This is a genomic window from Chitinimonas sp. (assembly GCF_041904975.1).
In the GTDB taxonomy this organism is placed as follows: domain Bacteria; phylum Pseudomonadota; class Gammaproteobacteria; order Burkholderiales; family Chitinimonadaceae; genus Chitinimonas.
Map to the genome: position 1 here is coordinate 34,253 of NZ_JAYRLZ010000006.1, position 6,621 is coordinate 40,873.

At 59.6% G+C, this 6,621-nt stretch carries 8 protein-coding genes; all 8 read left to right on the forward strand.

Annotation, left to right across the window (positions count from 1 at the left end; genetic code table 11):
• The coding region (locus ACE3OH_RS01210; RefSeq protein WP_374347412.1) for a glutamate--cysteine ligase at positions 1-177 on the forward strand (177 nt) is incomplete at its 5' end.
• Positions 178-219: 42 nt separating this feature from the next.
• Positions 220-1,044: an HDOD domain-containing protein gene (locus tag ACE3OH_RS01215; RefSeq protein WP_374347396.1), complete on the forward strand. Its 825-nt coding sequence runs from the start codon at positions 220-222 to the stop codon at positions 1,042-1,044.
• Positions 1,045-1,199: 155 nt separating this feature from the next.
• On the forward strand, positions 1,200-1,637 hold the full coding sequence (locus ACE3OH_RS01220; RefSeq protein ID WP_374347398.1) for a DUF4399 domain-containing protein: 438 nt from the start codon (positions 1,200-1,202) through the stop codon (positions 1,635-1,637).
• Between the two features lie 18 nt (positions 1,638-1,655).
• A complete protein-coding gene (gene gshB / locus ACE3OH_RS01225; RefSeq protein WP_374347400.1) occupies positions 1,656-2,594 on the forward strand; it encodes a glutathione synthase in 939 nt (312 codons plus the stop codon).
• Positions 2,595-2,677: 83 nt separating this feature from the next.
• Positions 2,678-3,067, forward strand: coding sequence for a PTS sugar transporter subunit IIA (locus ACE3OH_RS01230; RefSeq protein ID WP_374347402.1), 390 nt, complete (start codon positions 2,678-2,680; stop codon positions 3,065-3,067).
• Positions 3,068-3,177: 110 nt separating this feature from the next.
• Positions 3,178-3,447 (forward strand): HPr family phosphocarrier protein, encoded by a 270-nt coding sequence (locus tag ACE3OH_RS01235; protein ID WP_374347404.1) that lies wholly within the window; start codon positions 3,178-3,180, stop codon positions 3,445-3,447.
• 67 nt (positions 3,448-3,514) lie between these two features.
• Positions 3,515-5,245, forward strand: a complete 1,731-nt coding sequence (gene ptsP / locus ACE3OH_RS01240) for a phosphoenolpyruvate--protein phosphotransferase (protein WP_374347406.1) — start codon at positions 3,515-3,517, stop codon at positions 5,243-5,245.
• 148 nt (positions 5,246-5,393) lie between these two features.
• Positions 5,394-6,365 (forward strand): hypothetical protein, encoded by a 972-nt coding sequence (locus ACE3OH_RS01245; protein ID WP_374347408.1) that lies wholly within the window; start codon positions 5,394-5,396, stop codon positions 6,363-6,365.
• The last annotated feature ends 256 nt before the right edge of the window (positions 6,366-6,621 follow it).

Below are 6,621 nucleotides of genomic sequence, written 5' to 3' on the forward strand. Positions count from 1 at the left end.
CCGCTGGCCTTCGACACGCCATTGACGACGCCTGATTGCGACGGCAGCCCTGATTGTGCGCCAAATCGCTTCTATGCTTACGGGGTGGTGGCGCGGCTCGCGCTACTGGCCGCCTCGCGCGAGATCCAGGTTACCGAGCCCGCCGCAGACTTCCGCCAGACTGCGATCGCTGCCTGATCGAACCACGGTCTGCCCAACCCCAAGAAGAGGAGCAATCCGATGACGCTGGACGAAATCTTCGACAAGGCACTTGGTCGCCTGCCCATGGTGCCCAAGGTGGTACAGGAGCTACTGGCCAGCTTCGAGCGTGACGATAGCAATGTGGATGCCATCGTCGAGCAGGTTTCGCACGATCAGGTGCTGTCGGCCAAGGTGCTGCGTCTGGCCAATAGCTCGCGCATGAGCGGGGGCCGCCCCGCCAAGAGTATCGATGATGCGGTGGTGCGCCTTGGTTTCGATAATCTGCGCATGCTGGTGGTGGCCGGTGGCATGGCCGGCATGAAGGTGGAGAGCAGCTCCTTTGATCGCAAGGCCTTCTGGCTGCACAGCTTCCAGACCGGCAATGTGGCGCGCTGGCTGGCCAAGCTGGCCAAGCTCGATGCCAATACCGCCTACACCTGCGGGCTATTGCACAATATCGGCGAGTTGCTGATCCATATCGCCCTGCCGCAGGAAATGAGCAAGATCGACAAGATGGTGGTGGCAGGTACCGACCGGGTACAGGTGGAAAATATGGTGCTGGGCCTGAATCTGGCTACCGTGGGTGGCGAGTTGGCGCGGCGCTGGCAGTTCCCGGCCGAGATCCAGCGTGCCATCACCCAGCATCAGAATCCGGCTGCATTCGATGAATTCGAGCCCTATGCCGGCGTGGTAGCCCTGGCCAATCTGCTTACCGCACAGTTTGATGCCGGCCTTGCCAATGCCGATATTGCCGAGGTGCTGCCGGCCAAGCTGCTCGACAAGCTGGCGATCGATCCGGCGCAGCTGGTGGGTGAGCTCGACGCGGCCCGCGAGGTCTGCAAGGGCCTGGACGAGCTGCTGTAATCGTCAGCAGCGCACTGCGGCCATGCGGGCTGCACGGCCAGATCGACTCGGCGCCCGGCTTGACCGGGCGCTGCCACTCGCACCGTGCCATTGCAGCAGGTTGGCAAGCCGCAGTCTTCAATTCATTTCACAGTTTGCGTATTCGAGGTCACACCATGCGATTGACAGCCTTTGCCTTCAGTTTGCTTGCCGCTCCCCTGCTGGCGCAGGCGGCGCCCGCACCGGGAGAGGGGGCGCCCGCCAATGCACGGGTGTTTTTCATCGGCGTCAAGGATGGCGATGTGGTGCCAACCAAGCTGCGCGTGCAGTTCGGCCTGGAAAAAATGAAGGTCCGCCCGGCCGGAGAAGATATCTTCGACCGCAATAGCGGCCACCACCATCTGTTGATCGATTCCGGCCCGATTCCCCGCGGGCAGATGATCATGCTCGATGCCAAGAACATCCACTATGGCAAAGGGCAGACCGAGGACGAGATCAAGCTCGAACCGGGGCCGCATACCCTGACCCTGCAATTTGCCGATGGCGCGCATACCTCGTATGGTCCATCCCTGTCGGCCACCATCCATGTGCTGGCCGACGTCAACGCCAAATAACCAACAGGCTCGCCCGCTATGCAGATTGCCTTTCTCGCCGACCCGCTCGACAGCTTCAAGATCTACAAGGATTCCACCTTTGCCATGATGCGCGAGGCGGCGCGGCGCGGGCATCGCCTGTTTGCCTTCGAGCAAGCCGATATGTATGTGCGCGATGGCCGCGTGGTGGCAAGCGTGCGCGAAATCACCCTGACTGGCGAGGCGCATGCCTGGTATCGGGCAGACGCACCGGTTACCCTGCCCTTGCAGCAATTCGATGCGGTGGTGATGCGCAAAGACCCGCCGTTCGACAGCGAATATCTGTATGCCACCCATTTGCTGGAACATGCCGAGCGGCAGGGCGCCCGGGTGTTCAATCGGCCGCGTGCGCTGCGAGACTTCAATGAAAAGCTCGCCATCCTGCGTTTCCCCGACTTTATCGCGCCCACCCTGGTATCGAGCGATGCGGCACTGATACGCGACTTTCTGCAGGAGCACGGCGATATCGTGCTTAAGCCGCTTGATGGCATGGGTGGCAGCGGCATCTTCCGCCTGCGCCCGGACGATCCGAATATCGGCGCCATCCTGGAAACCCAGACGCTGAATGGCCGGGTTACCCTGATGGCACAGCGCTATCTGCCGGCCATCAAGGATGGCGACAAGCGCGTGTTGCTGATCGCCGGCAAGCCGGTGGATTGGTGTCTGGCACGCATTCCCAAGGCCGGCGAAACGCGCGGCAATCTGGCAGCAGGCGGCACCGGCGTTGCCCGTCCGCTGTCGGCGCGCGATCGGGATATTGCCGAGGCGCTCGGCCCGCAGCTGGTGGCAGAAGGCTTGCTGCTGGTGGGCCTGGATGTGATCGGTGATACCCTCACCGAGGTCAATGTGACCAGTCCGACCTGTTTTCAGGAGATCAGCGCACAGTCCGGTATCGATGTGGCCGCGCTGTTTATCGATGCACTTGAAGCCGCGATCTAGCCAATCTGCTTACAGCGGGCTTGCATTGCACTGCTAGAATCGACGCAACGCTGTTTTGAGACCCTTCCATGGTTGGAATACTGTTGCTTACGCACTACGGCTTGGGCGAGAGCCTGGCCGAATGTGCCGCCCATGTACTGGCAAGGCCATTGCCGAATCTTCGGCATCTGGCGGTGTATCGCTCGGACGATCCGGACGTGGTGTTGGCCCGCGCCCGTGCCATGTTGGCTGATATTGACGATGGTTCCGGTGTTATCGTGCTATCGGATATCTATGGCGGAACGCCGTCAAATATAGCCTTCCGGCTGATTCAGCCGGGCCGCATCGAGGCGGTGGCCGGTATCAATCTGCCCATGCTGGTGCGCAGCCTCAACTATGCCAACGAGCCGCTGGAGGTAGTGGTGAGCAAGGCAGTAACCGGCGGCCTGGAAGGGGTGATCTATATGCTGCCGCCCAGTCTGGGCAGCGAATAGCAACGCAAGGTGCAGCACCGCGCTGGAATCCAGCAGCGCGCAGGAACGAGGGGTTCGGCATCACAGCGATGCCGGGCCAAGGCCGGTAGATATTCTTGCAGAGCCGTCTTATGCAACAACGCGAAGTGGACATCATCAATAAACTGGGCCTGCACGCACGCGCGTCCAGCAAGCTCACCCAGCTGGCCAGCCGATTCAAGAGCGAAGTCTGGCTGAGCCGCAACGGTAAGCGCGTCAACGCCAAGAGCATCATGGGCGTGATGATGCTGGCGGCAGCCAAGGGCAGCCGCATCACCATCGATACACAGGGCGAGGATGAAGAGGCGGCCATGGCCGCCCTGGTGGAGCTGATTGCCAATCGTTTCGACGAGTCCGAATGATGAGCCTTAACGGTGACGCGGGCCGGCAGGCCTGCCCGATCAGCGCCTGGCAAGGCAAGGCGGCGCCATGACCATCGCCCTGCACGGCATCGGTATCGGCGGTGGCATTGCCATCGGCCGTGCCCATCTGGTCAGCCACACCGATCTGGAAGTGGCCCACTATGAAATCACTGCGGCCGAGGTCCCCGGCGAAATCGCCCGTTACGACACCGCCGTGCGCCTTACCCGCAAGGAGCTGGAGCAGCTGTGGGGCAGCATCCCCGAGAACGCTCCGACCGAGCTGGGTGCCTTCCTCAGCCTGCATGTGATGCTGCTGAACGATCACACCATCAGCCGCGAGCCGCGCGACATCATCGCCGAGCAGCATTGCAATGCCGAATGGGCGCTGAAGCTGCAGCAGGACCGTTTGCTGGAACAATTCGACGAAATCGAAGAGGAATACCTGCGCGAGCGCCGCAATGATGTGATCCAGGTGGTGGATCGCCTGTTCAAGGCGCTGGCCGGCCAAGGTGGCGGCCATTATGTGCCGCCCGAGGACAGCAAGCAGCGCATCCTGGTGGCCCACGACCTGAGTCCGGCCGATATGGCGCTATTCAAGGAAGCCGATTTCGCCGCCTTCCTCACCGATGTGGGCGGGCCGACCTCGCACACCGCCATCCTGGCACGCAGCCTCGATATTCCCTCGGTACTGGCGCTGCACAATGCCCGCCAGCTGATCCGCGAAGATGAAACCATCATTGTCGACGGCGTTGCCGGCGTCGTGGTGATCGATCCGAGCGAAACCATCCTGGCCGAGTATCGCAAGCGCCAGAGTGGCTATGCCGCCGACAAAAAGCGCCTGAAAGGCCTAAAGACCACGGTAGCCGCCACCCGCGACGGCACGGTGATCGAATTGCACGCCAATATCGAAGGCCCGAGCGATCTGGAGCAGGTGCGCGCCAATGGCGCCACCGGTATCGGCCTGTACCGCTCCGAATTCCTGTTTCTGGGCCGTGACGATCTGCCCAGCGAGGACGAGCAATACCAGGCCTACCGCAGGGTGGTGGAGGGCATGAAGGGCCAGCCGGTCACTATCCGCACCATCGACCTGGGCCGCGACAAGATGCCCAAATGGGCCGATGCCGAAACCGTATCGGCCCCCAACCCGGCCCTGGGCCTGACCGGGGTGCGCCTGTGCCTGGCCGAGCCGCATATCTTCCGCACCCAGCTGCGCGCCCTGCTGCGCGCCGGCCGCCATGGCCAGCTCAAGCTGCTGGTGCCGATGATTGCCCATCTGGCGGAAGTGAGCCAGGTGCTGTTCCATGTCGAGCAGGCCAAGGAAAGCCTGCGCGACGAGGGCATCGCCTTCGCCGACGATGTGCAGATCGGCGGCATGATCGAGGTGCCGGGCGCCGCGCTGACCGTCGGGCACTTGATGAGCAAGCTCGATTTTGTCTCGATCGGCACCAATGACCTGATCCAGTACACCCTGGCGGTGGATCGCGGCGACGACGCGGTCAGCCACCTGTACGACCCCTTCCACCCGGCGGTGTTGCACCTGATCGGCCACGTGATCCGCACCGCCAACCATGCCGGCCTGCCGGTATCGGTATGTGGCGAAATGGCCGGCGATGTGCGCCTGACCCAGCTCCTGCTAGCCCTGGGCCTGCGCCGTTTCTCCATGCACCCAGCGCAGATGCTGAATGTGAAGCAGGTGATCCTCAATAGCGACTTGGGAGAACTGGCCAAGCTGACGCGCCAGATCGAGCACGCGGCCGATGCTGACCATGTGCGGGAATTGTTGGCGGGCCTGGGGTAGGCGAGCTGCGATGCCGCAGGAGGATAATTTGACGGTCAGCTATGCAATCGAGGTGGAGAGCGTGTATGAACGCAAGTCCTGACCCCGATTCTCGTGGTTCTGGCTCTTCCGCCTACTTGACAACATCCGGCTCTGTAAATATCCAACAATGCTCCGTAAACTAGATTTTGTAGCTTCAGCGCAATTGCTCTCCCCACTGGTTAAGTTAGGCGACTCTCGGTATGAATTTCGGGATCGCCTACAAAAGGCCGGCTTTGCCGCATTTCAAGCAAACGACGACTTCTTTGAGTGTTTTGCTCAATCCGACGAAGAGGTTTTAACTCATCGGCGAATTGAAATTGAACGCGCAAAGGAAATGTTTGCCAATCCCTTCTTTTGTCAGCATGAATTGAAGTCGTCTGCATTTGTTTCTCCTTATAAGTCTTCGTTGCTCATTGAGTTAATGGAGCAGAATGATCCTACGGGAGAGCTCCGGCAGAAAATTGATGGAATTGGCGATGATGGATGGCGGCTGGAAATTGATCCGTGTAGGCGCGCCTATTTAAAGTTGAATTTCGATGAGCGCGAGGCCCATCGTCGTGCGATGCAAAAAAAATTCAAGCTGCTCAGAGAGCAGGAGATTGCGAAATTTTATGACGCTGCTCCAGCGAGGCGACAATTAAACGATGCAGATGCCAAAGAATTTGCTCGCAGCACATTAGAGGGGAGTCTTCGGCGTGGTGGGTTTCAGGAGGTCAGTTTGACTGGTTGTGGCTCCCCTATAGTTTTTTCAAAACCGCTAGTTGGTGATTGGACAGTCAACTTTTGTATGCTCGGTGATGACTGGGGGTACGATGGTTACAGTATTGAAGTTATAGATGGGAAAAGGGTGATTCGACCCAAGCGGAAGTCATTTCATTTGGATCTTCGGTGTGGTAAGAAGTGGGTGCTGAATAATAAGGATCTGGCATATTTGCCGCTTGAGATTTTTCGCTTTTCACCTCTGGGCGAACACGAATACTCGGTTTATGAGGATGCGGACGAAATGGCAATTGGGCTGCTAGGCTACGCGCATTTTTATCTGATGCTGTCAAAAATCGTCGAGCCAAAGCTGATCTCTGTAATATTGGAAATTTCGTGAATATCCGCAAGACCCGTAGGCGCAACTAAAGGGCCGTAGGGCGCAATTAAAGCGAAGCGTATTGCGCCGAATGGGCGACATTGGCTTTATGCGCCTGCGGCGCGAATGATTTTGAGCGGGTCCCTTGCTCTGCATGGCCAAGTTCTAAGTTCGCTTCGCTCGCTAAGAACTTGGGACACCGCGGCCGGGGTACTTTCTTTTGCTTCGCCAAAAGAAAGTACCGAAAGAAAAGGCGACCCGACGGCCTCGCCGGCCT